This window comes from Pseudomonas sp. GW821-FHT02A08, assembly GCF_059422045.1.
Genome location: NZ_JBWKWD010000043.1, coordinates 16,096 through 42,630 on the forward strand (window position 1 = coordinate 16,096; position 26,535 = coordinate 42,630).

The 26,535-nt window shown below is 60.1% G+C and carries 26 protein-coding genes; 22 read left to right on the top strand and 4 right to left on the bottom strand.

The features are described 5' to 3' along the window. Positions 1-227: 227 nt before the first annotated feature. The 4 genes from AC07W4_RS23885 to araH all read left to right on the top strand — a co-directional run bounded on the left by AC07W4_RS23885 (position 228) and on the right by araH (position 4,777). Positions 228-1,046, top strand: coding sequence for an SDR family oxidoreductase (locus tag AC07W4_RS23885; RefSeq protein WP_495034230.1), 819 nt, complete (start codon positions 228-230; stop codon positions 1,044-1,046). Positions 1,047-1,188: 142 nt separating this feature from the next. Further along, positions 1,189-2,193 (top strand): substrate-binding domain-containing protein, encoded by a 1,005-nt coding sequence (locus AC07W4_RS23890; protein WP_495034231.1) that lies wholly within the window; start codon positions 1,189-1,191, stop codon positions 2,191-2,193. A gap of 64 nt (positions 2,194-2,257) precedes the next feature. Continuing rightward, the gene (gene araG / locus AC07W4_RS23895) at positions 2,258-3,796 is read left to right on the top strand and encodes an L-arabinose ABC transporter ATP-binding protein AraG (RefSeq protein WP_495034232.1); all 1,539 of its coding nucleotides are present in this window, start codon (positions 2,258-2,260) and stop codon (positions 3,794-3,796) included. Positions 3,797-3,808: 12 nt separating this feature from the next. Next, positions 3,809-4,777, top strand: a complete 969-nt coding sequence (gene araH, locus AC07W4_RS23900) for an L-arabinose ABC transporter permease AraH (protein ID WP_056727447.1) — start codon at positions 3,809-3,811, stop codon at positions 4,775-4,777. A gap of 202 nt (positions 4,778-4,979) precedes the next feature. Here araH and AC07W4_RS23905 read toward each other — a convergent pair whose 3' ends face one another. Together AC07W4_RS23905 and AC07W4_RS23910 are read right to left on the bottom strand one after the other, a co-directional pair. Beyond that, a complete protein-coding gene (locus AC07W4_RS23905) occupies positions 4,980-5,303 on the bottom strand; it encodes a hypothetical protein (protein WP_493726855.1) in 324 nt (107 codons plus the stop codon). Between the two features lie 81 nt (positions 5,304-5,384). Further along, on the bottom strand, positions 5,385-6,590 hold the full coding sequence (locus tag AC07W4_RS23910) for an MFS transporter (protein ID WP_495034233.1): 1,206 nt from the start codon (positions 6,588-6,590) through the stop codon (positions 5,385-5,387). A 199-nt stretch (positions 6,591-6,789) separates the two neighbouring features. Here AC07W4_RS23910 and AC07W4_RS23915 point away from each other — a divergent pair, with 199 nt between their 5' ends. The 6 genes from AC07W4_RS23915 (at position 6,790) to AC07W4_RS23940 (ending at position 12,624) form a co-directional block, all read left to right on the top strand. Continuing rightward, a complete protein-coding gene (locus AC07W4_RS23915) occupies positions 6,790-7,272 on the top strand; it encodes a GNAT family N-acetyltransferase (protein ID WP_008047047.1) in 483 nt (160 codons plus the stop codon). Positions 7,273-7,417: 145 nt separating this feature from the next. Next, a complete protein-coding gene (locus tag AC07W4_RS23920) occupies positions 7,418-8,410 on the top strand; it encodes a 2-dehydro-3-deoxygalactonokinase (RefSeq protein ID WP_495034234.1) in 993 nt (330 codons plus the stop codon). A gap of 19 nt (positions 8,411-8,429) precedes the next feature. Then, the gene (locus AC07W4_RS23925; protein WP_495034235.1) at positions 8,430-9,050 is read left to right on the top strand and encodes a 2-dehydro-3-deoxy-6-phosphogalactonate aldolase; all 621 of its coding nucleotides are present in this window, start codon (positions 8,430-8,432) and stop codon (positions 9,048-9,050) included. A 47-nt stretch (positions 9,051-9,097) separates the two neighbouring features. Beyond that, positions 9,098-10,246: a galactonate dehydratase gene (gene dgoD / locus AC07W4_RS23930; protein ID WP_008047041.1), complete on the top strand. Its 1,149-nt coding sequence runs from the start codon at positions 9,098-9,100 to the stop codon at positions 10,244-10,246. 203 nt (positions 10,247-10,449) lie between these two features. After that, positions 10,450-11,760 carry an MFS transporter gene (locus tag AC07W4_RS23935; RefSeq protein WP_495034236.1) on the top strand — a complete coding sequence of 437 codons (1,311 nt, stop codon included), beginning with the start codon at positions 10,450-10,452 and terminating at the stop codon, positions 11,758-11,760. Between the two features lie 60 nt (positions 11,761-11,820). After that, the gene (locus AC07W4_RS23940; RefSeq protein WP_008047037.1) at positions 11,821-12,624 is read left to right on the top strand and encodes an IclR family transcriptional regulator; all 804 of its coding nucleotides are present in this window, start codon (positions 11,821-11,823) and stop codon (positions 12,622-12,624) included. A 179-nt stretch (positions 12,625-12,803) separates the two neighbouring features. Here AC07W4_RS23940 and AC07W4_RS23945 read toward each other — a convergent pair whose 3' ends face one another. Further along, positions 12,804-14,468 carry an electron transfer flavoprotein-ubiquinone oxidoreductase gene (locus tag AC07W4_RS23945; RefSeq protein WP_008047035.1) on the bottom strand — a complete coding sequence of 555 codons (1,665 nt, stop codon included), beginning with the start codon at positions 14,466-14,468 and terminating at the stop codon, positions 12,804-12,806. Between the two features lie 548 nt (positions 14,469-15,016). Between AC07W4_RS23945 and AC07W4_RS23950 the strand changes: the two genes are divergently transcribed. The 10 genes from AC07W4_RS23950 to AC07W4_RS23995 all read left to right on the top strand — a co-directional run bounded on the left by AC07W4_RS23950 (position 15,017) and on the right by AC07W4_RS23995 (position 24,794). Next, entirely contained in the window at positions 15,017-15,766 is a 750-nt protein-coding gene (locus tag AC07W4_RS23950; protein WP_007987229.1) for an electron transfer flavoprotein subunit beta/FixA family protein, read from the top strand. Between the two features lie 2 nt (positions 15,767-15,768). Next, entirely contained in the window at positions 15,769-16,698 is a 930-nt protein-coding gene (locus tag AC07W4_RS23955; protein WP_495034237.1) for an electron transfer flavoprotein subunit alpha/FixB family protein, read from the top strand. A 193-nt stretch (positions 16,699-16,891) separates the two neighbouring features. After that, positions 16,892-17,731, top strand: coding sequence for a substrate-binding periplasmic protein (locus AC07W4_RS23960; protein WP_495034238.1), 840 nt, complete (start codon positions 16,892-16,894; stop codon positions 17,729-17,731). Between the two features lie 9 nt (positions 17,732-17,740). After that, positions 17,741-18,097 (top strand): DUF4398 domain-containing protein, encoded by a 357-nt coding sequence (locus AC07W4_RS23965; protein WP_495034239.1) that lies wholly within the window; start codon positions 17,741-17,743, stop codon positions 18,095-18,097. After that, on the top strand, positions 18,094-18,906 hold the full coding sequence (locus tag AC07W4_RS23970) for an OmpA family protein (RefSeq protein WP_489270986.1): 813 nt from the start codon (positions 18,094-18,096) through the stop codon (positions 18,904-18,906). The genes AC07W4_RS23965 and AC07W4_RS23970 overlap by 4 nt, the downstream gene beginning before the upstream one ends. A 201-nt stretch (positions 18,907-19,107) precedes the next feature. After that, complete coding sequence (locus AC07W4_RS23975; RefSeq protein ID WP_008050371.1) at positions 19,108-20,547, top strand: aminotransferase-like domain-containing protein; 1,440 nt, start codon at positions 19,108-19,110, stop codon at positions 20,545-20,547. 80 nt (positions 20,548-20,627) lie between these two features. Beyond that, positions 20,628-21,107, top strand: coding sequence for a translation initiation factor 2 (locus AC07W4_RS23980; RefSeq protein ID WP_495034240.1), 480 nt, complete (start codon positions 20,628-20,630; stop codon positions 21,105-21,107). A 166-nt stretch (positions 21,108-21,273) separates the two neighbouring features. Continuing rightward, positions 21,274-21,528 (top strand): YkgJ family cysteine cluster protein, encoded by a 255-nt coding sequence (locus AC07W4_RS23985; protein ID WP_008050363.1) that lies wholly within the window; start codon positions 21,274-21,276, stop codon positions 21,526-21,528. A 96-nt stretch (positions 21,529-21,624) separates the two neighbouring features. Next, on the top strand, positions 21,625-22,230 hold the full coding sequence (locus AC07W4_RS23990) for an START domain-containing protein (RefSeq protein ID WP_008050362.1): 606 nt from the start codon (positions 21,625-21,627) through the stop codon (positions 22,228-22,230). Between the two features lie 470 nt (positions 22,231-22,700). Beyond that, a complete protein-coding gene (locus AC07W4_RS23995) occupies positions 22,701-24,794 on the top strand; it encodes an LTA synthase family protein (RefSeq protein WP_495034241.1) in 2,094 nt (697 codons plus the stop codon). Positions 24,795-24,853: 59 nt separating this feature from the next. On the opposite strand, the gene AC07W4_RS24000 is transcribed toward AC07W4_RS23995, so the two are convergent. Continuing rightward, a complete protein-coding gene (locus AC07W4_RS24000; protein ID WP_177318803.1) occupies positions 24,854-25,012 on the bottom strand; it encodes a DUF3309 family protein in 159 nt (52 codons plus the stop codon). A gap of 278 nt (positions 25,013-25,290) precedes the next feature. Between AC07W4_RS24000 and AC07W4_RS24005 the strand changes: the two genes are divergently transcribed. Both AC07W4_RS24005 and AC07W4_RS24010 read left to right on the top strand, forming a co-directional pair. Continuing rightward, entirely contained in the window at positions 25,291-26,106 is an 816-nt protein-coding gene (locus tag AC07W4_RS24005) for an SDR family oxidoreductase (protein WP_495025950.1), read from the top strand. A gap of 64 nt (positions 26,107-26,170) precedes the next feature. Next, positions 26,171-26,503, top strand: coding sequence for a YnfA family protein (locus tag AC07W4_RS24010; protein WP_008004345.1), 333 nt, complete (start codon positions 26,171-26,173; stop codon positions 26,501-26,503). Positions 26,504-26,535: the final 32 nt, after the last annotated feature.

Sequence of the window (26,535 nt, forward strand, 5' to 3'; positions counted from 1 at the left end):
GCCGGGTTTATAGTCGGCCTCACGAGTTACATGCACTCACACTTAAAAAAACAAAACAGGTGAAGTGATGCAGCGAAGTTTCCCCGTGTTCCCTTGCGGAGCCAGTGCCTCAGAACGTTTCCGGGCTGAAACGTTTTCGCACTCACCTGTTTCCTGCCCAGCGCCTTTTGACCGGACATCGACAGATGCCCGGTTTTCGTCGTGTCTTCGAACAGGAGTCTTGATCCATGGTTGAACCACTGTCATTGCCACCGGTGCCCGAACCGCCCAAGGGCGAACGCCTGAAAAACAAGGTCGTATTGCTCACCGGTGCCGCCCAGGGTATCGGCGAAGCGATTGTGGCGACCTTCGCGTCCCAGCAGGCCAGGCTGATCATCAGCGACATTCAGGCCGAGAAAGTCGAGAAGGTCGCGGCGCACTGGCGGGACCAGGGCGCCGATGTAGTGGCGATCAAGGCTGACGTGTCGCGTCAGCAGGATCTGCACGCCATGGCCCGGCTGGCGATCGACCTGCACGGCCGGATCGATGTGCTGGTCAACTGCGCCGGGGTCAACGTGTTTCGTGATCCGCTGGAAATGACCGAGGAAGACTGGCGTCGCTGCTTCGCCATCGACCTCGATGGTGCCTGGTACGGTTGCAAGGCGGTGCTGCCGCAGATGATCGAGCAGGGCATCGGCAGCATCATCAATATCGCGTCCACCCATTCCACCCACATCATCCCTGGCTGCTTCCCGTACCCGGTGGCCAAGCATGGCCTGCTCGGCCTGACCCGCGCTTTGGGCATCGAATATGCGCCCAAGGGTGTGCGCGTCAACGCGATTGCGCCGGGCTACATCGAAACCCAGTTGAACGTCGATTACTGGAACGGTTTTGCCGACCCTCACGCCGAACGCCAGCGTGCGTTTGACCTGCACCCGCCGCGCCGCATCGGGCAGCCGATCGAAGTGGCAATGACCGCCGTGTTCCTGGCCAGTGATGAAGCGCCGTTCATCAATGCCTCGTGCATCACCATCGATGGTGGCCGCTCGGTGATGTACCACGACTGAGTGATCGGGCTTTCAGGCGTCTTGCTACGTCCGAAATCCAATCATCATACGATATGACTATTGACGGTATGGTTTTACCGCCCGTTGGTTAACAAAGAACGCTTTCAAAGAACGCTCAAGAAAAATAACAAGGAGTCAGCTTATGAATCGTCGTCATGCTATCCGTTCCCTGTGCTGTGCCGCGTTGGCGGTCTCGGCGTTCAGCCTGAACAGCACGCTGCTGGCAGCCGAGGAAGTGAAGATCGGTTTCCTGGTCAAGCAGGCGGAAGAACCCTGGTTCCAGACCGAGTGGGCCTTTGCGGAAAAGGCCGGGAAAGAGAAGGGCTTCACCCTGATCAAGATAGCCGTACCCGACGGTGAGAAAACCCTTTCTGCCATCGACAGCCTCGCGGCCAACGGCGCCAAGGGCTTTGTGATCTGCCCGCCGGACGTGTCCCTCGGCCCGGCAATCATGGCCAAGGCCAAGCTCAACGGGTTGAAAGTGATCGCCGTCGATGACCGTTTCGTCGATGCCGGCGGCAAGTTCATGGAGGACGTGCCGTACCTTGGCATGGCTGCTTTCGAAGTCGGCCAGAAACAAGGCAATGCCATGGCGACCGAAGCGAAGAAACGCGGCTGGGACTGGAAAGACACCTATGCGGTGATCAATACCTACAACGAACTCGACACCGGCAAGAAGCGCACCGACGGTTCGGTCAAAGCGCTGGAAGATGCCGGCATGCCGAAAGACCACATCCTGTTCGCGGCCCTCAAGACCCTCGACGTGCCGGGCAGCATGGACGCCACCAACTCGGCCCTGGTGAAGCTGCCGGCGGCGGCGAAGAACCTGATCATCGGCGGCATGAACGACAACACCGTGCTCGGCGGTGTGCGCGCTACCGAGAGCGCCGGTTTCGCGGCGGCCAACGTGATCGGCATCGGCATCAACGGTACCGACGCCATCGGCGAGCTGAAGAAACCCGACAGCGGCTTCTACGGCTCGATGCTGCCGAGCCCGCACATCGAGGGCTACAACACCGCCAGCATGATGTACGAGTGGGTCACCACCGGCAAAGAACCTGCGAAGTACACCGCCATGGACGACGTGACGCTGATCACCCGCGACAACTTCAAGCAGGAACTGGAAAAGATCGGCCTGTGGAACTGATGGCCATTGATTTCAGCGGCGGCCTTGGCGACGGGGCTGCCTGTCCGGTTTGAAGAGGTGGGTTATGCACGCGCAAACACATACACAACAATACAGCGGCAGCTTGCGCTTCAACGGGATCGGCAAGACCTTTCCCGGGGCGAAGGCGCTGGACAACATCAGCTTCGTCGCCCATCCGGGGCAGGTTCACGCCTTGATGGGCGAGAACGGCGCCGGCAAGTCGACGCTGCTGAAAATCCTCGGCGGGGCCTACACGCCTTGCAGTGGCGCCTTGCAGATCGGCGAGCGGACGATGGACTTCAAGTCCACCGCCGACAGCATCGGCAGTGGCGTCGCGGTGATCCATCAGGAACTGCATCTGGTGCCGGAAATGACCGTGGCCGAAAACCTGTTTCTCGGGCATCTGCCAGCCAGTTTCGGCCTGATCAATCGCAGCACCTTGCGTCAGCAGGCACTGACCTGTCTCAAGGGCCTGGCCGATGAAATCGACCCGCAGGAGAAAGTCGGGCGCCTGTCCCTCGGCCAGCGACAACTGGTGGAAATCGCCAAGGCGTTGTCCCGTGGCGCCCACGTGATTGCCTTCGACGAACCCACCAGCAGCCTTTCGGCACGGGAGATCGACCGCTTGATGGCGATCATCGGCCGGCTGCGGGACGAGGGCAAAGTGGTGCTCTATGTCTCCCACCGCATGGAAGAAGTGTTCCGCATCTGCAACGCGGTGACGGTGTTCAAGGACGGGCGTTACGTACGCACGTTCGACGACATGAGCCAGTTGACCCACGATCAATTGGTCACCTGCATGGTCGGGCGCGACATCCAGGACATCTACGATTACCGCCCGCGCCAGCGCGGCGCGGTGGCACTCAAGGTCGATGGTCTGCTCGGGCCGGGGTTGCGTGAGCCGGTGAGTTTCGAGGTGCACAAAGGCGAAATCCTCGGGTTGTTCGGGCTGGTCGGTGCCGGTCGCACCGAGCTGTTGCGCCTGCTCAGCGGCCTGGCGCGCAACAGCGCCGGACAGCTGAAACTTCGTGGCCATGAACTGATGCTTCGTTCACCCCGGGACGCGATTGCCGCCGGGATCCTGTTGTGCCCCGAGGACCGCAAGAAGGAAGGCATCCTGCCGCTGGCCAGCGTCGCCGAGAACATCAACATCAGCGCTCGCGGCGCCCACTCCACCTTCGGTTGCCTGTTGCGCGGCCTGTGGGAGAAGGACAACGCCGAGCAACAGATCAAGGCGCTGAAAGTGAAGACGCCCAACGCGGCGCAGAAAATCATGTACCTGTCCGGTGGCAATCAGCAGAAGGCCATTCTCGGCCGCTGGCTGTCGATGCCGATGAAAGTGCTGCTGCTCGACGAACCCACCCGCGGCATCGACATCGGTGCCAAGGCCGAGATCTACCAGATCATCCATAACCTGGCCGTCGAGGGGATCGCGGTGATTGTGGTGTCCAGCGACTTGATGGAAGTCATGGGCATTTCCGACCGCATCCTGGTGCTGTGCGAAGGCGCCCTGCGTGGCGAGTTGAGCCGCGAACAGGCCAACGAATCCAACCTGCTGCAACTGGCTTTGCCGCGCCAACGCGCCGACGGCGTGGCGAACTGAGAGGTGACTATGATGACAACCCAAAACAACACCCTGCCAACCACGCGCAAACCGCTGGACCTGCGGCGCTTCCTCGACGACTGGGTGATGCTGCTGGCGGCGGTCGGCATCTTTGTCGCCTGTACCTTGCTGATCGACAACTTCCTTTCACCGCTGAACATGCGTGGCCTGGGCCTGGCGATTTCCACCACCGGGATCGCTGCGTGCACCATGTTGTATTGCCTGGCGTCCGGGCATTTCGACTTGTCGGTGGGCTCGGTGATTGCCTGCGCCGGGGTGGTCGCGGCGGTGGTGATGCGCGACACCAACAGCGTGTTTCTCGGTGTCTGTGCGGCGCTGGTGATGGGCCTGATCGTCGGGCTGATCAACGGCATAGTGATCGCCAAGCTGCGGGTCAACGCGCTGATCACCACGCTGGCAACCATGCAGATCGTGCGCGGGCTGGCCTACATCTTCGCTAACGGCAAAGCGGTGGGGGTGTCCCAGGAATCATTTTTTGTGTTCGGTAACGGCCAGATGTTTGGCGTGCCGGTACCGATCCTGATCACCATCGTCTGCTTCCTGTTCTTTGGCTGGCTGCTGAACTACACCACCTACGGGCGCAACACCATGGCCATCGGCGGCAACCAGGAAGCGGCGCTGCTGGCCGGTGTGAATGTCGATCGCACCAAGATCATCATCTTCGCCGTGCACGGCGTGATCGGTGCGCTGGCGGGGGTGATCCTGGCTTCGCGAATGACCTCCGGCCAGCCAATGATCGGCCAGGGTTTCGAACTGACGGTGATCTCGGCCTGCGTGCTGGGCGGGGTGTCGTTGAGTGGCGGGATCGGCATGATCCGGCACGTGATCGCCGGGGTGTTGATTCTGGCGATCATCGAGAATGCGATGAACCTGAAGAACATCGATACGTTTTATCAGTATGTGATTCGCGGTTCGATCTTGCTGCTGGCGGTGGTTATTGACCGCCTCAAGCAACGCTGACACTCATTTTTTCTGTAGGAGCGGGCTTGCCCGCGAAGGTCTGTCTGAAATGTAAATGTTGGATATGAAGACGCCTTCGCGGGCAAGCCCGCTCCCACAGGGTTCTGCCTTCACACATTGAGTGGTGGTGTGGCATGGATCCTGTGGGAGCGGGCTTGCTCGCGAAGGGGCCATTAGCTTCAGTACATTTCTCCTGGCTTCACTATTGGCTGATATTGCTGTCCTCGTCTTCGGTGGTGCTTGAGCCGAGACCACCGCTGCCGGGCGTTTTTTTGTCCGGCAAATCCGCCCCGCCCTGACGCCCCATGTCATTGCCCTGGATGCGCGGGTCGGTGCCGGTGGACGGAGGCAGGTTGTGGTCAATTGTCGTGCCATCGGTGTTCATGCCGGGGGCACTCTGGATGGCCGGCGCCCTGGGTTTTTCCACCGGATTGGTCGGGCCGGTGCTCGAGCCGAGGGTCCCGGCGAACGAGGCGCAAGACAGCAGGGCAGTGAGGGCGAGGGCGGTCAACCTGGACAGGATCATGGTGTTGTCTCCAACGGGTAGAGTCCTTACCTGATTAGTCCGCCCTCGATCCGGATGGGTGCATTGTTAGCGACGAACGGCTCAGGCCTGCGCCAATGCCCTGACGGCTGCAACTCTTCGCCAGATCAATCGGCCTGCAGTGATCAACCAGTTGAGCGCAGCGACCGCCAGCACGGTGAGCAGCAGTGTGGCCATGCCTTGCTCGACGATGATTTTCCCGGCCAGTAAGGGGAAGCCGAACACTCCGATGAAGTACGACAGGCTGAACAGCAGCAAGGATTGCGCGGTGGTGCCGGTCGGCGCTTCATTGGCGGCCAGGCCGTTGATCACCGAGTAGGTCAGGCCGTAACCGATCCCGAGCGTCGCCGCCGCGAGCACGTAGCTGAAGCTGTTGTCGACGACAAAACCGAACATGACGATCGATGCCAGCATCAGCCCCGAAAGCAGGCACGAGGCACGCAATGGATCGCGCTTGACCACGAACCCGGCAACCAACATTCGGCCACTGATCGCCGCGCTCATGAAGCCGAGGAAGAACAGCGAGTAGTCGAGCGAGCGCGCTGCGGCATAACTGGTTTGAAAGCTCGACAGCCCGCCGAACACGCAGCCGCCAAGACCGACCATGATGATCGGGAAGACAGCCCTGGACGACAGCACCTGACCCGCGGCACGCCACGAAATCCGCGACACGCTGCCCGATGGCAGGGAGGCCTGATTCAATTTTCGCTGCAGCCGCCAGAACAGCAGCACACCGACCAGGCTGGCCAGCGCCGCCAGATAAAACGCAGCGCTCACCGGATAACCGAGGGCACTCGCCGCGCGGCCGAGCAGTGGGCCACTGCCGATCCCGGTCATCATGCTGCCCGACAGCAGGGCGAAGTATCTGGCGCGCTGTGCGGGTGTCACCAGGCTTGCCACGATGATCGGCCCGAGGGTGTAGAACACGCCCCAACCCAGGCCCAGCAGCAGGCCAAAAAACAACAGCAGAGGGCCGAAGCCCGGGGTCAGGGCGAAGCCCAGGCTGGCCGCTACCAGCAACACACCGAACAGCGCCACCGACCGGGCAGCACCGAGCAGGTCGGACAGATGGCCGGAAACGATCACCGCTGCAAAGGTGCTGAGCATCGCCGCCGAAATCACACTGCCGGCATCGTGTTCGTTGCCGCCACGCGCGCTGATCAACAGCGACAGCAGGAAGGTCGAGCCGTAGGACAACGACAACAGGTAACTGGCGAGGCAAAACAGGCCGAACAACTTGCTTGAGACAGGGGGTGTTGCGGTAGACATGACGCGGTTCCTTGACCGGATAAGTGAGCAGCGCCGCTATCTAACCACGCAGTGCCCGAATGTCAGGTCCAAGGTTATCGATTCCAGGGTTAGTGGCGACCGGAGTAACGACGGTTTTTGTGGTGAGCAAGCAAGCTCCCTCGCCACAGGCCACGCGCCGCCTTAGTATGGCGTTTTCCACTTTTGACAAGGCACGTCCATGACGATCGAAATCCGCCCGGCGACCCCCAGTGACGCACCGCAAATCCTCGCGTTCATCACTGAACTGGCCGACTACGAACGTGCCCGCCATGAAGTCATCGCCAGCGTTGCCGATATCGAGCGCAGCCTGTTCAGCGAAGGCGCCACCGCCCATGGCCTGATCTGCCTGCGCGACGGCGCACCCATCGGTTTCGCGGTGTTCTTCTTCAGTTATTCCACCTGGCTTGGCAGCAACTGCCTGTACCTCGAAGACCTCTACATCACCCCGGAACAGCGCGGCGGCGGTGCGGGCAAGACCCTGCTGCGGCATCTGGCGAAAATCGCCTGCGCCAATGACTGCGGCCGTTTCGAGTGGAGCGTGCTGGAGTGGAATACGCCGGCCATCGATTTCTACAAATCCCTGGGCGCGCAGCCGCAGGAGGAGTGGGTGCGCTATCGGATGGATGGGGCGGTGTTGCGGGATTTCGCAGCGGGTAACTGATTGCTTTTAAAAGATCGCAGCCATCGGGCTGCGTTTTTTTTGTCTTGTCTCATAATATGGGATTGATATTTATATATTGAGATTTGCCCCGTCTCAGGTTTATAGTCCCGCTCACTCACTGCCAAAAACCAAAACAGGTGAAGCGATGCAGGCGCAATTGATCGCGCTCGACTGGGGGACAACCTCATTACGTGCTTACAAACTGGCTGAAGGCGGGCAAGTGCTCGAACAGCGTTCGCTGTCTTCGGGGATCATGCAGCTGCCGAAAGCGCCGCGAATCATTGGCGGTCGGGAATGCGTCGATGGTTTCGAACTGGCCTTCGATGAGGCTTGCGGCGACTGGCTCGATGCCCAGCCGCATTTACCGGTGATTGCCTGCGGCATGGTCGGCAGCGCTCAGGGCTGGCGCGAAGCGCCCTACCGCGACACGCCGGCGAACGTCGCCACGCTCGGTACTTCCTTGCAAACCGTGCGCAGCCTGCGCGGCGTCGACGTGCACATCGTGCCCGGCGTCATCGAGCGTTCGCCTTTGCCGAACGTGATGCGCGGTGAAGAAACCCAGGTGCTCGGCGTGCTGCAAAACCTGGCGAGCGGGGCGGGTGCTGATCTGCTGATCGGCCTTCCGGGCAGCCATTCGAAATGGGTGGAAGTGGCCGACGGCTGCATCATGCACTTCGACACTTTCATGACCGGCGAAGTCTTCGCCGTGCTCAGTCAACACAGCATTCTCGGACGCACCCAACAATGTGGCGGGTCTTTCGATGGCGATGCGTTTGATCGCGGCGTGCGGGTCGCGTTGTCGGCGGACGGTGAAATCGGTCCGCTGTCGACCATGTTCAGTGCCCGCAGTCTCGGGCTGACCGGTGAACTGAGCGCTGCGGCGCAAGCGGACTATCTGTCCGGCCTGCTGATCGGCCACGAGTTGGTGGCCTTGGCCTGCGTTCAACGGCGTCGGCGCAACAGCGTGCATCTGCCGTCGATCATCCTCATCGGCAACACCCAACTCTGTGCCCGCTACAGCCGTGCGCTCGACGCCTGCGGTTTTGTCCGGGTGACCCTGGCCGAACAGGCCACCGAACGCGGATTGTGGCAACTGGCACTGGCTGCCGGCCTGGTCACGTGCACCGCATCCCGTTAAACCTGACTGGAGTCCTGACATGCTCAAACAAGCCCTGGCGCAAAACGGCCTGATCGCGATCTTGCGTGGCCTGCGCCCGCAGGAAGCGGCGGCCATCGGCGAAGTGCTGTACGCCGCCGGATTTCGTGTGATCGAAGTGCCGCTCAATTCCCCCGAGCCGTACGAAAGTATCCGCATCCTGCGCAGTACCTTGCCCGCCGATTGCCTGATCGGTGCCGGCACGGTGTTGACCCCGGAGCAGGTCGAGCAAGTGAAAGCCGCGGGCGGCCAGGTGATCGTCATGCCCCATAGCGATCCGAAGGTGCTGCGCGCGGCGAAAGCGGCGGGGCTGTATCTGTCGCCCGGTGTCGCCACGCCGACCGAAGCCTTCGCGGCACTGGCCGAAGGCGCGGATGTGCTGAAGATGTTCCCGGCCGAGCAGATGGGCCCGGCAGTCGTCAAAGCCTGGCTCGCGGTGCTGCCCGCCGGAACCATTCTTGTGCCGGTCGGCGGCATCACCCCGGACAACATGCAGTCGTTCATCGACGCCGGTGTCAAAGGTTTCGGCCTCGGTTCCGGCCTGTTCAAACCGGGCATGACGCCTGCGCAAGTGGCGGCCAATGCCAAGGCCTATGTCACTGCCTGGAAAGCCCTTCGCTAAGACTTTTTGGCGCTGCGAGCGCTGCATCCAATAAGAGAGACAAGCAGATGAAAATCACCAAACTGACCACCTTCATCGTTCCGCCGCGCTGGTGCTTCCTCAAGGTCGAAACCGACGAGGGCGTCACCGGTTGGGGCGAGCCCGTGGTCGAAGGCCGCGCCCACACTGTTGCCGCTGCCGTTGAAGAATTGTCCGATTACCTGATTGGCAAAGACCCGCGCAACATCGAAGACATCTGGACCGTGCTCTATCGCGGCGGCTTCTACCGTGGCGGCGCGATCCACATGAGCGCCCTGGCCGGTATCGACCAGGCCTTGTGGGACATCAAGGGCAAGGCACTGGGCGTGTCGGTCAGCGATCTGTTGGGTGGCCAGGTGCGGGACAAGATTCGTGTGTATTCGTGGATCGGCGGCGACCGTCCGGCGGATACCGCGCGGGCGGCGAAAGAAGCGGTCGAGCGTGGTTTCACCGCGGTGAAAATGAACGGCACCGAAGAACTGCAATTCCTCGATACCTTCGACAAGGTCGACCAGGCCCTGGCCAACGTCGCTGCCGTGCGCGATGCCGTCGGCCCGAACGTCGGCATCGGCGTGGACTTCCATGGCCGGGTGCACAAGCCCATGGCCAAGGTGCTGATGAAGGAGCTTGATCCGTACAAGCTGATGTTCATCGAAGAGCCGGTGCTGAGCGAAAACTACGAAGCGCTCAAAGAGCTGGCGCCGCTGACCAGCACGCCGATCGCCCTGGGTGAGCGCTTGTTCTCGCGTTGGGATTTCAAGCGCGTGCTCAGCGAAGGCTACGTCGACATCATCCAGCCGGATGCCTCCCACGCCGGCGGTATCACTGAAACCCGCAAGATCGCCAACATGGCCGAAGCCTACGACGTGGCGCTGGCGTTGCATTGCCCGCTGGGCCCGATTGCCCTGGCGGCGTGCCTGCAACTGGACGCGGCTTGCTACAACGCGTTCATCCAGGAGCAGAGCCTGGGCATCCATTACAACGAGAGCAACGACCTGCTCGACTACGTCAAAGACCCAAGGGTGTTCGACTACGACAAAGGCTTCGTGAAGATCCCGAACGGCCCGGGCCTGGGCATCGAGATCAACGAGGAATACGTGATCGAACGCGCCGCCATCGGCCACCGCTGGCGCAACCCGATCTGGCGCCATGCCGATGGCAGTTTTGCCGAGTGGTGAGTGATCTCTGATCCACCACCTATCCCTGTGGGAGCGGGCTCGCTCGCGAAGAGGGCGGCACATTCAACATAGATGTTGACTGACACTCCGCTTTCGCGAGCAAGCCCGCTCCCACACTCGATCTCCATCGGCAGTGGATCCGAGTACACACACACACAAGACTTGAATCGACCTCAATAACCATAAGAAGAGGCACCCCCCCCATGCAACCGCAAACCCTCACCGGGCAGGCGTCGTTGGTGACGCCCAGCCGCAAGCGTTTTTTCATCATGGTGCTGTTGTTCATCACCGTGGTGATCAATTACCTGGACCGCAGCAACCTGTCGATTGCCGCCCCGGCATTGACCAGTGACCTGGGCATCGACCCGATCCACGTCGGCCTGATCTTCTCCGCGTTTGGCTGGACCTACGCTGCCATGCAGATCCCCGGCGGCTGGCTGGTGGATCGCGTACCGCCACGGATTCTGTACAGCGTCGCCTTGCTGCTGTGGTCGGTGGCCACGGTGATGCTCGGCTTCGCCGCCAGCTTCATCGCGCTGTTCGTCCTTCGCATGGCAGTCGGTGCCCTGGAAGCGCCGGCGTATCCGATCAACAGCCGCGTGGTCACCACCTGGTTCCCCGAGCGCGAGCGCGCCACGGCCATCGGTTTCTACACCTCCGGGCAGTTCGTCGGCCTGGCCTTCCTGACGCCGGTGCTGGCCTGGCTGCAGCATGAGTTCGGCTGGCACATGGTGTTCGTCACCACCGGCGCGGTAGGCATTGTGTGGGCGGTGATCTGGTACGCGGTGTATCGCGAGCCTCGGGATTTCAAAGGCGCCAATGACGCAGAGATTGATCTGATCCGCGAGGGTGGTGGGCTGGTGGATATCCAGGCCGAACAGGCCAGGGTCAAAGCCAAATTCAGCTGGACCGACCTGGGCATCGTCCTGACCAAGCGCAAGCTCTGGGGCATCTACCTCGGGCAGTTCTGCCTTAACTCGACCCTGTGGTTCTTCCTCACCTGGTTCCCGACCTACCTGGTGAAATACCGTGGCATGGACTTCATCAAGTCCGGCCTGTTGGCATCGCTGCCGTTTCTCGCGGCCTTTGTCGGCGTACTGTGTTCAGGTTTTTTCTCGGACTTTTTGATCCGTCGCGGTTACACGGTAGGTTTCGCCCGCAAGCTGCCGATCATCAGCGGCTTGCTGATTTCAACCTCGATCATCGGCGCCAACTTTGTCGAGTCGACGCCGCTGGTCATTGCCTTCCTCGCGCTGGCATTCTTCGGCAATGGCCTGGCTTCGATCACCTGGTCGCTGGTGTCGACCCTGGCTCCGGCACGCTTGCTCGGGCTGACCGGCGGGGTGTTCAACTTCATCGGCAACCTGTCGGCGATTGCCACGCCTATCGTGATCGGCTTCCTCGCGACGGGTGATTCTTTTGCCCCGGCAATCACCTACATCTCGGTGCTGGCATTGATTGGCGCACTGTCCTACATCTTGCTGGTGGGCAAGGTCGAGCGTATCAAGTTGTAGTCGTGGCACGCGGGCGACCATAATGCCGCCCGTTCACTCGCTCAACGGTAAAGGCTGGATATGCAGGAAGACGCCCCAAAAGTCGCCAAGGACGCCGCACCGACCGGCACTCAGACACTGCTTCGCGGTCTGGGTGTGGTTCATGCCGTGGCCAGCGGCGCCCGCGATCTCAAGGAAATCGCCCGGCTGATCGGCACCACGCGCAGCACCACCCATCGCCTGGCCAGTTGCCTGGTGGACGAGCGTTATCTGCGGGTGGTGCCGCAAGTCGGTTATCTACTGGGGCCGAAACTGATCGAACTGGGCTTTCAGGCCCGTGAAGAGTTGCCGTTGGTGACCCTGGCCGGGCCGTATCTGGATGAGTTGTCGGCGTTGACCGGCGACACCATTCACTTGGCGATTCGTGAAGGCGACGAAGTGCTGTACCTGCACAAGAATCCGGGGCGCAATGGCCCGGAAATGCGTTCGCGGGTCGGCCATCGCATGCCGTTGGCGCGCACCGGGATCGGCAAGGCGCTGATGCTCGATGATTCGCCGCAAGAGTGGCAGCGCCTGTACGAAGTCAGCCTGCCGGTGGGTGGGAAAAACCAGTTCTGGCCGCAGCACCCGGAGCAATCCTGGGAGCAGTTCGAGCAGCGCATGGTCGAGTACGTGGCCGGCGGTTATGCCTTCGACCTGGAAGACAACGAACCGTCGATCCGCTGCGTGGCCGCGCCGATCCGCGATGCCAGCAAACGCATCGTCGCCGGCATCAGCATCGCCAGTACCGTCCCGTACATGCCGCTGGAAAAAATGGCCGAGCTGATTCCCCTGATCAAAGGGGTCACGGCCCGGCTGTCGGCGGAGCTGGGTCTCAAGGTCTGATTCGACCCCCTTGTGGGAGCGGGCTTGCTCGCGAAAGCGGTGTGTCAGTCAATAAAAATGGTGAAGGATCAACCGTATTCGCGAGCAAGCCCGCTCCCACACTGGCTTTGTTGTGTGGCTCAAATTGCGGGCAACAAAAAGGCCCCCATTTAGGGAGCCTTGATGTTCAGCGGTTCGGCTTACATGTTCGGGTAAGTCGGGCCGCCTGAGCCTTCCGGTGTCACCCAGGTGATGTTCTGTGCAGGGTCCTTGATGTCGCAGGTCTTGCAGTGAACGCAGTTCTGGGCGTTGATCTGGAAGCGCTTCTCGCCGTCTTCCTTGGTGATCACTTCATACACGCCAGCCGGGCAGTAACGTTGTGCCGGCTCATCGTACAGCGGCAGGTTCTTGCTGATCGGGATGCTCGGATCGGCCAGCTTCAGGTGGCATGGTTGTTCTTCTTCGTGGTTGGTACCGGAGATGAACACCGAGCTCAATTTGTCGAAGCTGATCTTGCCGTCCGGTTTCGGGTAGTCGATCTTCTTGCAGTCCGCCGCGAGCTTGAGGCAGGCGTAATCCGGCTTGGTGTCGTGCAGGGTGAACGGCAGTTTGCCGCCGAAGATGTTCTGGTCCAGCCAGTTGAAACCGCCGCCGACGATGGCGCCGAACTTGTGGATCGCCGGGCCGAAGTTGCGGCTGGCGAACAGTTCTTCGTAGAGCCAGCTGTTCTTGAACGCGTCGACGTAGGTGGTCAGCTCTTCGCTGCTGTCCTTCTCGGCGAACAGGGCTTCAGCCACGGATTCAGCGGCGAGCATGCCGGACTTCATCGCGGTGTGGCTGCCCTTGATCTTGGCGAAGTTCAGGGTGCCGAGGTCGCAACCGATCAGCGCGCCGCCCTTGAACACCATTTTCGGCAGCGAGTTCAGGCCGCCCTTGCAGATGGCGCGGGCGCCGTAGCTGATGCGCTTGCCGCCTTCCAGGTACTGAGCAAGCACCGGGTGATGCTTGAGGCGCTGGAACTCGTCGAACGGCGACAGGTAGGTATTGCTGTAGGACAGGTCGACGATCAGGCCAACCACGACCTGGTTGTTTTCCAGGTGATAGAGGAACGAACCACCGGTGTTCTCGGTGCCCATGATGTCCATCGGCCAACCGGCGGTGTGCACCACCAGGCCAGGCTGGTGCTTGGCCGGATCGACTTCCCAGATTTCTTTCAGGCCGATGCCGTAGTGCTGGGCATCAGCGTCGGTGTCCAGGTTGAAACGCTTGATCAGCTGCTTGCCGATGTGGCCACGGCAACCTTCGGCGAACAGCGTGTACTTGCCGCGCAGCTCCATGCCCGGCGTGTACAGGCCTTCCTTCGGGTTACCTTCGCGGTCGACGCCCAGATCGCCGGTGATGATCCCGCGAACCACGCCGTTCTCGTCGATCAGCGCTTCCTGAGCGGCGAAGCCCGGGTAGATTTCCACACCCAGGTTCTCGGCCTGCTGGGCCAGCCAGCGGCACAGGTTGCCCAGGGAGATGATGTAGTTGCCTTCGTTGTGCATGGTCTTGGGCACAAAGAAGTCAGGGATTTTCTGCGCGCTTTCAGCGTTCTTCAGCACGAAGATGTCGTCGCGGGTGACGGGGGTGTTCAGCGGCGCGCCGAGTTCTTTCCAGTCCGGGAACAGTTCGTTCAGGGCCCGTGGTTCGAACACGGCACCGGACAGAATGTGAGCACCGACTTCGGAGCCTTTTTCGACCACGCAGACGCTGATTTCCTTACCGGCTTGCGCAGCCTTCTGCTTCAAGCGGCAGGCGGCGGAAAGACCAGCGGGGCCGGCACCGACGATGACAACGTCGAATTCCATGTATTCGCGTTCCACAGGTTATCTCCTACTCAAGGCTCAACAGTTTTTTTTCTAATTTGGAAGTCGGGTGTCGCATCCATGAATCCCGGCGCAACGCCGGAAGAGGACAATCGATTGACCACCTTTCTCTTTTGGTGGCGCATTATATCTACACCACTCTCAGCGTCCAATACAAACGTTTGTTTGAATTGGCTCAAAGCCAGAGAAATCAAAGTCACGCGCCTTATGAACGGCCATTTTGGCGTATTGACCGGAATAGGCGTTCCGGTCAAGATACGGGCGGTTTTGCGCTCGCCGTAGGCTGACTGTTGGTTTCAAGAGCACCTCTAAAGACAGGGCGATGGCAGTAGAGAGTGATGCGCTGCGCGGGTTTGATACGCAGTCTACACGCCGCGATGTTGAATGACTCGTCAGTCACCACTGACGAACGGTCATCCAGATCATGAGCGATGGTCACTTGACACCTTAGCCGGCGTTTTTGGAGGTGCCCTTGCGCCCGATGAGCATCAACCGCCAGGTTCGCCTAGGCGACTTTCTTTTCACCGGAGAGTAACGAGGAATCCATGAAGGTTCTTGTAGCTGTCAAACGCGTTGTGGATTACAACGTCAAGGTTCGCGTCAAGGCGGACAATTCCGGCGTCGATCTTGCCAACGTCAAGATGTCGATGAACCCGTTCTGCGAAATCGCCGTGGAAGAAGCCGTACGCCTGAAAGAGAAGGGTGTTGCGACTGAAATCGTCGTCGTCTCCGTAGGCCCGTCCACCGCTCAAGAGCAACTGCGCACCGCGCTGGCTCTGGGTGCCGACCGCGCCATCCTCGTCGAGTCCGCCGAAGACCTGACTTCCCTGGCTGTTGCCAAACTGTTGAAAGCTGTTGTCGACAAGGAACAGCCTCAGCTGGTGATCCTTGGCAAACAGGCCATCGACAGCGACAACAACCAGACTGGCCAGATGCTCGCGGCATTGAGTGGCTACGGTCAGGGCACGTTCGCGTCCAAAGTCGAAATCAGCGGCGACAGCGTTGCTGTAACCCGTGAAATCGACGGCGGCGCGCAGACAGTTTCCCTGAAACTGCCGGCTATCGTCACCACTGACCTGCGTTTGAACGAGCCGCGCTACGCGTCTCTGCCAAACATCATGAAAGCCAAGAAGAAGCCTCTCGAAGTGCTGACTCCGGATGCTTTGGGCGTTTCCACCGCCTCCACCAACAAGACTGTGAAAGTCGAAGCGCCGGCTGCACGCAGCGCGGGTATCAAGGTCAAGTCGGTGGCTGAACTGGTCGAGAAACTGAAAAACGAAGCGAAGGTAATCTGATCATGACTATCTTGGTAATCGCTGAACACGACAATAAAGTGCTGGCCCCGGCCACGCTGAACACCGTGGCTGCCGCTGCCAAAATCGGCGGCGACATCCACGTGCTGGTCGCTGGCCAGGGCGCTGGCGCCGTGGCGCAAGCCGCTGCGAAAATCGCTGGCGTCAGCAAAGTCCTGAACGCTGACAACGCCGCTTACGCGCATCAGTTGCCGGAAAACGTTGCTCCTCTGGTCGTCGAACTCGGCAAGGGCTACAGCCACATCCTGGCTGCAGCCACTTCCAACGGCAAAAACATCCTGCCGCGCGTTGCCGCTGCACTGGACGTTGACCAGATCTCCGAGATCATCTCGGTAGAAAGCGCTGACACCTTCAAGCGTCCGATCTACGCCGGTAACGCCATCGCTACCGTGCAATCGAACGCTGCAGTCAAAGTGATCACCGTACGTGCCACCGGTTTCGACCCGGTTGCAGCTGTTGGTGGTTCGGCTGCCGTTGAAGCCGTTGGCGCTGCTCACGACGCTGGCATCTCCAGCTTCGTCGGCGAAGAACTGGCCAAGTCCGATCGTCCGGAACTGACCGCTGCCAAGATCGTCGTTTCCGGCGGCCGCGGCATGCAGAACGGCGACAACTTCAAACACCTGTACGCCCTGGCCGACAAGCTGGGCGCTGCCGTCGGTGCATCGCGCGCCGCGGTCGACGCAGGTTTCGTACCCAACGACATGCAGGTCGGTCAGACCGGCAAGATCGTTGCTCCACAGCTGTACATCGCCGTCGGTATCTCCGGCGCGATCCAGCACCTGGCCGGCATGAAAGACTCCAAAGTGATCGTTGCGATCAACAAGGACGAAGAAGCGCCGATCTTCCAGGTGGCCGATTACGGCCTGGTGGCGGACCTCTTCGAAGCCATCCCTGAGCTGGAGAAGCTGGTCTAATCCGGCTACTTCACTTATAAAGAGCCCGGCCTTTTGGTCGGGCTTTTTTTTGCTTTTCTGTAGGAGCGAGCTTGCTCGCGATGGACTTCAATGCGCCGCGTTTTTCCAGAATGAACGCGTCATCGTTAACGTCCATCGCGAGCAAGCTCGCTCCTACAAGGGGCATAACTGGGTATGAGTGGAGTGTGAAGCCATGGATCTGCGCCTTGTGTGGAGCTTGCTGGGATTGACGCTATTGCCGGCACTGTCTGTCGCCGCAGGTAAATGCGAGCGCCTGGTGGTCACCGGCAGCCCGGACGCGCCGCCATACCTGTGGCAAGACCCGCAGAATCCCAAATACCTGATCGGTGCCAGTGCCGATTTGTTGCAACAGGTGGCGGGGGAGCTGGGGCTCAAGGTCGAACTGCTTTATGCCGGCAAACGCGCCCAGGCCCTGGACGAAGTGCGCAGCGGGCGCATGGACATGCTGGCGGACGCGACGTTGACCGTCAGCGAACTGGAAACCCTGGACTACATCCATCCACCCTTGCTGGAAAACGACTATCTGGTCTGGACTCGCAAGGACTCGACCCTGGTCTACAACGAAGCACAGGACCTGCACGGCCATCCCGGTGCCGTGTCGGAAAAGGCCCGATTGACCGCGCAATTCAGCACCTTTGCCGGACAGCAACTGACCCTCACGCACACGTCCAACCTGACCCAGGCCTTTCAGAAACTGCTGTTGGGCGAGGTCGAGTTTGTACTCGCAGGGCGTTACTCGGGCATGGCGACTGCACAGACACTGGGCATGGCCGCTGACCTGGTCGCACGTTCGCAACCGGTCGACAAGCCTGGCCTGTACCTGGCGATTTCCCATGACTCGGCCTGCAACGATCCGTGGTTGCGCGGACAGTTGGCCAAAAAGATGACAGAATTGCCTGCGTCCGGACTGACGGAGGCCGTGCTGATGCGCAATATCGAGCGCTGGAAAGCACAACGCTCACAACCACAGCCAATCCCCCCGCAACAACCCGTCAGTACCCCAAAACAGTAAGGATTTTCAGTGAGTATTCGACCTCTTTTCGCTGCCGTGGCCTTTGCCGCCCTGGCGGGTTGTGCAACCGATCCTGCGCCGAATGAACAGATTCGTCTGACCGAACAGGCACTCGAACAGGCCAAGGCCGTGGGCGCCACGGCCGACGATGTGCCGGAAATGAAACTGGCTGAAGACAAGTTCAACCGCGCCAAGGGCAACATGACCGATCAATCCTTCAAAAACGCACGCATGCGGGCCGAGCAGGCCGAACTCGATGCGCGCCTGGCTGAAGCCAAGGTGTTGACGGTCAAGAGCGAGGAGCAGTTGAACGTGCTCAACACCCGCATCGCCCGCCTGCGCAAGCAACTGGGAGATGCCCAATGAGTCTCAAGAGCAAAGCCCTCGGCGGTTTGATCCTGGCAGGCTGCGCGAGCCTCTTTGGCTGCGCCAGCCAGCACAGCGAGACTGCATTGCAGCAGGCCGGTGCCGACTTTCAGAAGGTCAAGGAAGACTCCAATGTGCTGCGAATCGCCCCCAAGGACGTAATTCGCGCCGGTGAATCCCTGGCCCGTGCCGATCGCCTGTCCAGCTATTGGGGCAGCGGTTCGGACGTGGTGCATTACGCCTACCTGAGCCAGCGTTACAGCGCCATTGCCCGGGAGCACACCAATCAGGTGCTCAACGAAGAGCAAGCGGCGAAACTCGAACTGGAACGGCAGCGTCTGCAACTGGCACTGCGTGAATCCAAACTGTTCAGCGTGCAGCAGCAAGGCAAATGGCTCGAGGAGCAGATCCTGGCATTGACCACCAGCCAGACCGACCGTGGCCTGGTGATGACATTGGGCGACATGCTGTTCGACACCGGCGAAGCGGAATTGAAGCCGTCGGCCAACCGTGTGGTGTTGAAGATCGTGCAGTTCCTGCAACTCAACCCCAAGCGGGTGGTGCGGATCGAAGGTTATACGGACAGTACCGGGGGCAAGCAGGAAAATCTCAAGCTGTCCCGCGACCGTGCGCAATCGGTGGCTGACGTGCTGATGGACCTGGGTATCGACGACAAGCGCATCCAGGTCGAGGGTTATGGCGACGAGTATCCTGTGGACGCGAATGCGTCGGAACGGGGCCGTGCGCAGAATCGTCGGGTGGAAATTGTGTTTTCCGACGAAAAGGGCCAGCTCGGCGCTGCCCGCTAAGGGTTGCGTCGCTGGAAAGCCCGGCCTGCCATGCAGCGCCGGGTTTTTTTACGCCTGCCGATTACCGCACAAAACAGTACAGATTTTGCTGACACTGCACTGTACGGTCGACTATTGTGGCAACTGTCCCCGTACACTTCTAAACTGTTCCGGTATTGTTTCACACAAGAATAAAATGCCCGTGAAATCGAGTGCTGCGTCATGACCAATCTTTTGCTCTATCAACGTATTGCTCAACAACTGGCCGAAGACATCCGCCGTGGGGTCTATCAGCCGGGAGAGCGCGTGCCTTCGGTGCGCAAGATGAGCTCGCAGCTCAATGTCAGCCATGCGACGGTGTTGCAGGCGTATGCCAATCTCGAGGATCAGGGGCTAATCCGCGCCCGGCCGCAGTCGGGTTACTACGTGCACCAGACGCCGGCACTCACCGCACCGACGCCGGACATCGCCCGGGTCGAGCGCCCCGGCCTGGTCACCCGCAGCAGCATCATTCAGCAAGTCCTGGTCGAATCCCGTCGTGAAGGTGTCTTCCCGCTGGGCGCTGCGGTGCCGAGTGTCGACTATTTGCCGGTGCGGGCACTGCATCAGCAGTTGGCCAAGGTCACCCGTTTCCATAGTCCGCGGGCCTTCAGCTACATGTTCAGCCCCGGTTTCGAGCCGTTGCGCCGACAGGTGGCGATCCGTATGCGCGATGCCGGCGTGGTGGTCGATCCGTCAGAAGTGGTGATCACCCACGGTTGCGTCGATGCGCTGCAGATGTCCTTGCGTGTGCTGACCCGTCCGGGCGATCTGATCGCGGCCGAGTCTCCGACCTATTACGGCTTGCTGCAACTGGCCGACCTGTTGGGCCTCAAGGTCATCGAGATCCCCAGCGATCCGGCCACGGGCATGAGCCTGGAAGCCCTGCAGCTGGCGGCCAATCAATGGTCGATCAAGGCTTTGGTGCTGACCACCCGACTGAGCAATCCATTGGGCGGCACCATGCCGGAAGAACGGCAGAAACAATTGCTGCGTCTGGCGTCGGACTTCGATATCCAGATTGTCGAAGACGATATCTACGGTGAGCTGATGTTCGAGCAGGGGCGCACCAAGTCCCTCAAGGCCTACGATCGGTTGGACCGGGTGATCTATTGTTCGAGCTTCTCCAAGACCCTGTCGCCCGGCGTGCGGATCGGCTGGATGATTGCCGGCAAGTATCAGCAGGAAATCCAGCGCTTGCAGACCTTCAGCACGCATTCCGCGTGCAGCGTGACCCAGATGGGCATTGCCGCTTACCTGGAAAATGGCGGGTACGACCGGCATTTGCGCTTCATCCGTCAGGAGTATCGGAAAAACCTCAGTGCCTTCCAGCTGGCCGTGCAGCAGTATTTCCCGGAAGGCACGCAGATGACCCGGCCTACCGGCGGCTTCATTCTGTGGGTCAGTCTGCCGGGGCGGGTCAACACGCAAGAGTTGCACGTGCGTGCATTGCAGCAGGGCATCAGTATCGCGCCGGGGCTGATCTTCAGTAATACCGAGCAATTCAATCACTGCATCCGGCTCAACTGCGGCATCCCGTGGAACCGTGAAGCCGAGCGCGCATTGATGACCCTGGGCATGCTGGCCACCCAACTCTGCCAGGAGATGGCTGGGGGTTTGTAACAGGCTGCGACTGCGCTTGTCTTGTGGGCTGCAACAGGCGAGCATAGGCACCTCTGCCGTTTGCACCCACCGTTGGATCCATGAAACCGACTTTTCCTGCCGCCTGGCTTTTGCTCTGCCTGTTTGCGAGTATTCAGCCGGCATCCGCCGTGGCTGCCACCGAGCAGGAACAGACTACCGGCAGTTTCCACGTCGCACCGATAGAAGCCGCACCTGCGAAAAAAAAACCGGTGGCCGGTAAGCAGGCTGCCCCCGTGAAAAAGCGTCCACCCATTGCCGCAAAATCGAAACCGGCCAGCGAGGTGGTAAAGACCGAGCTTCCATCTGCCAGGCTGGATCTGAGCTTGCCCAAGGATATGGTTCAGGAACTCAAACCGGTCGGAACGGTGCCGTTGGTCAGGCGCGAACCGTTGTTACCCCAGATGTTCGGTGACAAAAGCGGCAGCAGCGATTTCCAACTCAACGGCCGCCTGATCAGCAATGAAATGCAGCTGCAACTGCGAAATGAAGTGCGTCACGAGGTCGAAGGCGCGGCACTGGATTTCGAGTTCAAGCAGTAACCCCGTCAGGAACCGCGCGCCGCAGGCCAGACGCATTGTCGGAGACTGGCCGGTCATGCACGTTTGCATTGAAAAACCCGCTCGCAGGTAATTTAAAACAACTGTTTTAGCGGGTACTCTGTGCCCCGTCCATTAACACATTGCTCGTCGCGAGGAGCTTGTCGTCATGAAATGCCGTGAGGGCTGTGGCGCTTGTTGCATTGCCCCTTCCATCAGTTCGCCGATTCCCGGTATGCCCAATGGCAAGGCCGCGGGGCAACGTTGCCTGCAACTTTCCTCCGATAACCTGTGCGGTATTTTCGGCCAGCCGGAACGGCCAGCGGTGTGTTCTGCCTTCGAGGCCGACCCCGAGGTGTGCGGAAGCAGCAGCGAAGAAGCCATCCGGTTGATTGGCTGGTGGGAGCAAATGACGGCGGCGTGATGGGTGGGCTCGCACCTGCGATCACCTGCGAAAGAACTGAAGGTGATCGCAGGTGCAAGCCCAACGAACGGAACTTCAACAATAAGGAATAAGACTATGGGTTCGCTGCATCGTATGGCTGTGCTGTGTGGTTTGACGGTTGTGCTGGCTACCTCGACGGCCCAGGCCGAAGACTGGAAAGTCAAGAAAGACGAAGACGGCATCAAGATCTCCCTGAGTGAAGTGGCCGGCTCCGACTACAAGGCCTACCAGGGCGTCACGCTGATGAAGACCACCATGGCCAAGCTGCGTGCGTTGCAGGAAGACGTGCCTGGCGCCTGCGCCTGGATTCACGAGTGCAAAACCCAGAAGCTGCTCAAGCACGAAGGTGACCAGAGCTGGACCTACACTCAGTTCAACACCCCGTGGCCGGTTACTCCCCGTGATTCGGTTTTGCACGTCACCACTATCGAGGGCGCCGATGGCAGCCTGACCCGCAAGCTCGAAGGCGTACCGAAATACATTCCTGAAGAAAAAGGCTTCGTCCGGGTCGCCAAGGTCGACGGTTTCTGGAAGTTCGTACCCAAGGGCGACCAGATCGAAGTGACCTATCAGGTGCACACCGAGCCGGGCGGCAGCGTGCCGTCGATGGTAGCCAACAAGTTCGTGGTGGATGCCCCGTTCAATACCTTGAAAGCCCTCAAGGAACGCGCCGAGAAGTAACCGTGTCGCTCTTTTGATAACGCCCCGACTTGTTCGGGGCGTTTTTCTTTGCGCAATAGGGAAAATGCCGCTCAGTCAAGCCATCACGCGGCTTGTAGCAGCTGGCGAAGCCTGCGTTCGGCTGCGCAGCAGTCGTAAAACCCGGACCCCCCCCCCGGTCTTCCTGAAGAACCGCGCCTGCTGATCTTACGACTGCTGCGCAGCCGAACGCAGGCTTCGCCAGCTGCTACAAAGAGCGTGTTTTGCCTGGGGTTTATTGTGTTTCCGGATATGCGTTGCACGAAATTTTCACAAAGTGTCCAAGACAATTCGCCCGCGCCAACATTGCGGACAGTAATCAATGGCAATGCTGCCGTTGATCGTGCAACATTTGCGCACCGCGCAATCCCCGGGGCCTGGTACTGGCCAAAAAGAGGGCAGGGCGCAGCTGTATTTTTGAAACTTCAACTTCCAATGGGTCCTAAAACGACATGGCAATCCCGGACGCCCTGAATCAGCAGCGAGCTTCTAGTCGCCTGCTGCAACCGACCGTCAAATCGCATCTGGCCTACACGTTGTTGTGTGCCCTGGTCATGATGGTCATGTTCAGCCTGCTGCGCGTCGCGCTGCTGGCTTACAACCGCTCGATGATCCTCGACACACCGGCCTCGACCTTCCTCGAGGCATTCGCCAACGGTCTGCGTTTCGACCTGCGTCTGGTGGTCTATCTCAGCATTCCGCTGCTGCTGGCACTGTTCAGCGCCCGGGCCATGGCGGCACGCGGGCTGTTCCGTCTGTGGCTGACGGTGGTCTCCAGCATTGCGCTGTTCCTGGGCCTGATGGAGATGGACTTCTATCGTGAGTTCCACCAGCGCCTCAACGGCCTGGTCTTCCAGTACGTCAAGGAAGATCCGAAAACCGTGATGAGCATGCTCTGGTACGGTTTCCCGGTGGTCCGTTACCTGCTGGCCTGGGCCGTGGGTACCTGGATCCTGAGCCTGGCATTCAAGGGCGCCGACCGTGCGACCCGTCCTCGTGGCCCGTTCAGTGGCGGCAGCATCGGCACACGCCAGGTTGCGCCGTGGTACGCGCGTATCGCGGTATTCGTGGTGTGCCTGCTGGTTTGCGTGGTCGCCGCCCGTGGCACCCTGCGCCAGGGCCCGCCGTTGCGTTGGGGTGACGTCTATACCACCGACTCGAATTTCGCCAACCAGTTGGGCCTCAACGGCACGCTGTCGCTGGTAGCCGCAGCCAAGAGCCGGATGTCCGCAGATCGCGACAATATCTGGAAGGCGACCCTGCCACAGCCACAAGCCCAGCAAGTGGTGCGTGACATGCTGGTGCTACCGGCCGAGAAACTGGTGGATGCCGACACCGCGGCGGTACGTCGCGATTACACCCCGCCAGCCGACAAGACCCTGCCGATCAAGAACGTCGTCGTGATCCTGATGGAAAGCATGGCCGGTCACTCGGTGGGTGCATTGGGTGGGCCGGGCAACATCACGCCGTACCTCGACAAGCTGTCGAAGGAAGGCTTGCTGTTCGACCGCTTCTTCTCCAACGGCACCCATACCCACCAGGGCATGTTCGCCACCATGGCCTGCTTCCCGAACCTGCCGGGTTTCGAATACCTGATGCAGACCCCGGAAGGCAGCCATAAGCTGTCCGGTTTGCCGCAGTTGCTCAGCGCCCGTGACTTTGACGACGTGTATGTCTACAACGGCGATTTCGCCTGGGACAACCAGTCGGGTTTCTTCAGCAACCAGGGCATGATCAACTTCATCGGCCGTAACGATTTCGTGAATCCGGTGTTCTCTGATCCGACCTGGGGCGTGTCCGACCAGGACATGTTCGACCGTGGCCTGGTCGAGCTCAAGGCACGGGAAAACGGCAAGCCGTTCTATGCCTTGCTGCAAACCCTGTCCAACCACACGCCTTACGCCTTGCCGACGCCATTGCCGGTCGAACGCGTGACCGATCGTGGCAACCTGAACGAACACCTGACCGCCATGCGTTACTCGGACTGGGCGCTGGGCCAGTTCTTTGAAAAGGCCCGCAAGGAGCCGTACTTCAAGGAAACCCTGTTTGTCGTCGTCGGTGACCATGGTTTTGGTAACGAACAGCAGATCACCGAAATGGACCTGGGCCGCTTCAACGTGCCAATGCTGATGATCGCGCCGGGCATCCAGGAAAAATTCGGCCAGCGTGACCACACCGTGGGCACTCAGATCGACATCGTGCCGACCATCATGGGCCGCATCGGTGGCGAAGTTCGCCATCAGTGCTGGGGACGCGACCTGCTCAACCTGCCGCAAGGCGACGCGGGTATTGGTGTGATCAAGCCGTCGGGCAGCGAGCAGACCACGGCCATCCTTACCGCAGACCAGATTCTGGTCTTGCCGAAGGACAAGGACATGGCGCCGAAGTTGTATCAGTATGAATTGGGTGCCAACCCTCGCGCCGAAGTCATTGCCGATGCGCCGCGTACCGCGGACTTGAAACTCAAACTCGAAGCGTTCCTGCAAACAGCGACCAAGAGCCTGCTGGACAACACCGCCGGTGTTGTTGATGGCAAGCCGGACTAAGTTGTGACGCAATAGAAAAGAGGCCCCTCAAGGGCCTCTTTTTTTTGCCGGTCGGATATTTATATTCGGCCGAGCAAGAGCAGGATCAACAGCACCACCAATACGACGCCGAGTATTCCAGACGGGCCGTAACCCCAACTTCTGGAGTGCGGGAAGACCGGTAAACCACCGATCAGTAACAGGATCAGAATAATGATCAGTATTGTGCCCATATCTATTTCCTTGTCGAAAATGCAGTGGATTGACCATGCCAATCGAGGTCAGCGGGAATGAAGTAAATTCGGGCTGCTTAAAACTCCGACTCTTGCGCTTGCAGGAAAATTCCAGGTTTTTTTGAAGTATTTCGGACGGGCTCTTATTTCTGTTGTGGTTGCCTTGGTTGCTACAGGCGCTCTCGCGGTTTGCTCGGGCTATTCAGCAATCTGATGGAGCGTGGGTCGGGCAGTTTCCTTCGCTACACTCGATGCATCTTCCGAGAACAACAAGGCTGTCTGCTATGCAAAATCGCATGATGATCACTGGTGCAGGCTCTGGCCTGGGTCGCGAAATCGCGCTGCGCTGGGCGCGTGAAGGCTGGCAACTGGCCTTGTCGGACGTCAGCGAGCCCGGCTTGCAGGAAACCTTGAAGCTGGTCCGCGAAGCGGGTGGCGACGGTTTTATCCAGCGCTGCGACGTACGCGATTACAGCCAGTTGACGGCGTTCGCCCAGGCTTGCGAGGTCAAGCTCGGTGGCATCGATGTCATCGTCAATAACGCGGGTGTAGCCTCTGGCGGGTTCTTCAGTGAGTTGTCCCTGGAGGACTGGGACTGGCAGATCGCGATCAACCTGATGGGCGTGGTCAAGGGCTGCAAGGCGTTCCTGCCACTGCTGGAAAAAAGCAAAGGCAAGATCATCAACATCGCGTCCATGGCCGCGCTGATGCAAGGCCCGGCGATGAGCAACTACAACGTGGCCAAGGCGGGCGTGGTGGCGTTGTCCGAAAGCCTGCTGATCGAGCTGGCGCATCAGGAAGTCGGCGTGCATGTGGTGTGCCCGTCGTTCTTCCAGACCAACCTGCTGGACTCCTTCCGTGGTCCGACCCCGGCCATGAAAGCCCAGGTTGGCAAGTTGCTGGAAAGCTCGCCGATCAGCGCTGCCGACATTGCCGATTACATCTACCGGCAGGTCGCCGCCGGCGAGTTCATGATCCTGCCCCACGAACAGGGACGCATGGCCTGGGCGATCAAGCAGAAGAACCCGCAATTGCTCTACAACGAAATGACCGTCATGGCTGACAAAATGCGCGCCAAGGCCAGGCAATCCGCAAGCTGATCTTGCCCGCAGGCGACGCTGTGGTTAGGGTGGCCGCCATCGGCCATCCTCGCGAGACGCTTGCATGCTCAATTACCTGTGGTTTTTTCTCGCCGCGCTGTTCGAAATTGCCGGTTGCTTTGCCTTCTGGATGTGGCTGCGCCAGGGTAAAAGCATGTGGTGGGTGGTGCCGGCGCTCCTGAGCCTGACCCTGTTCGCCCTGCTGCTGACCCGGATCGAAGCCACCTACGCCGGCCGCGCCTACGCCGCTTACGGTGGCATCTACATCATTGCCTCAATCGGCTGGTTGGCCGTGGTCGAGCGGATTCGTCCGCTGGGTTCGGACTGGCTCGGCGTGGCGCTGTGTGTGATCGGCGCGAGCATCATCCTGTTCGGGCCGCGATTCTCCGCGTCCTGACAGATCGGTCCTACAATCAGTCGGTCTGTCAG

Coding starts and splice junctions, on each gene's coding strand:
- AC07W4_RS23885 (WP_495034230.1), top strand. CDS start 228: ATGGTTGAACCACTGTCATTGCCACCGGTGCCCGAACCGCCCAAGGGC.
- AC07W4_RS23890 (WP_495034231.1), top strand. CDS start 1,189: ATGAATCGTCGTCATGCTATCCGTTCCCTGTGCTGTGCCGCGTTGGCG.
- araG (WP_495034232.1), top strand. CDS start 2,258: ATGCACGCGCAAACACATACACAACAATACAGCGGCAGCTTGCGCTTC.
- araH (WP_056727447.1), top strand. CDS start 3,809: ATGACAACCCAAAACAACACCCTGCCAACCACGCGCAAACCGCTGGAC.
- AC07W4_RS23905 (WP_493726855.1), bottom strand. CDS start 5,303: ATGATCCTGTCCAGGTTGACCGCCCTCGCCCTCACTGCCCTGCTGTCT.
- AC07W4_RS23910 (WP_495034233.1), bottom strand. CDS start 6,590: ATGTCTACCGCAACACCCCCTGTCTCAAGCAAGTTGTTCGGCCTGTTT.
- AC07W4_RS23915 (WP_008047047.1), top strand. CDS start 6,790: ATGACGATCGAAATCCGCCCGGCGACCCCCAGTGACGCACCGCAAATC.
- AC07W4_RS23920 (WP_495034234.1), top strand. CDS start 7,418: ATGCAGGCGCAATTGATCGCGCTCGACTGGGGGACAACCTCATTACGT.
- AC07W4_RS23925 (WP_495034235.1), top strand. CDS start 8,430: ATGCTCAAACAAGCCCTGGCGCAAAACGGCCTGATCGCGATCTTGCGT.
- dgoD (WP_008047041.1), top strand. CDS start 9,098: ATGAAAATCACCAAACTGACCACCTTCATCGTTCCGCCGCGCTGGTGC.
- AC07W4_RS23935 (WP_495034236.1), top strand. CDS start 10,450: ATGCAACCGCAAACCCTCACCGGGCAGGCGTCGTTGGTGACGCCCAGC.
- AC07W4_RS23940 (WP_008047037.1), top strand. CDS start 11,821: ATGCAGGAAGACGCCCCAAAAGTCGCCAAGGACGCCGCACCGACCGGC.
- AC07W4_RS23950 (WP_007987229.1), top strand. CDS start 15,017: ATGAAGGTTCTTGTAGCTGTCAAACGCGTTGTGGATTACAACGTCAAG.
- AC07W4_RS23955 (WP_495034237.1), top strand. CDS start 15,769: ATGACTATCTTGGTAATCGCTGAACACGACAATAAAGTGCTGGCCCCG.
- AC07W4_RS23960 (WP_495034238.1), top strand. CDS start 16,892: ATGGATCTGCGCCTTGTGTGGAGCTTGCTGGGATTGACGCTATTGCCG.
- AC07W4_RS23970 (WP_489270986.1), top strand. CDS start 18,094: ATGAGTCTCAAGAGCAAAGCCCTCGGCGGTTTGATCCTGGCAGGCTGC.
- AC07W4_RS23975 (WP_008050371.1), top strand. CDS start 19,108: ATGACCAATCTTTTGCTCTATCAACGTATTGCTCAACAACTGGCCGAA.
- AC07W4_RS23980 (WP_495034240.1), top strand. CDS start 20,628: ATGAAACCGACTTTTCCTGCCGCCTGGCTTTTGCTCTGCCTGTTTGCG.
- AC07W4_RS23985 (WP_008050363.1), top strand. CDS start 21,274: ATGAAATGCCGTGAGGGCTGTGGCGCTTGTTGCATTGCCCCTTCCATC.
- AC07W4_RS23990 (WP_008050362.1), top strand. CDS start 21,625: ATGGGTTCGCTGCATCGTATGGCTGTGCTGTGTGGTTTGACGGTTGTG.
- AC07W4_RS23995 (WP_495034241.1), top strand. CDS start 22,701: ATGGCAATCCCGGACGCCCTGAATCAGCAGCGAGCTTCTAGTCGCCTG.
- AC07W4_RS24005 (WP_495025950.1), top strand. CDS start 25,291: ATGCAAAATCGCATGATGATCACTGGTGCAGGCTCTGGCCTGGGTCGC.
- AC07W4_RS24010 (WP_008004345.1), top strand. CDS start 26,171: ATGCTCAATTACCTGTGGTTTTTTCTCGCCGCGCTGTTCGAAATTGCC.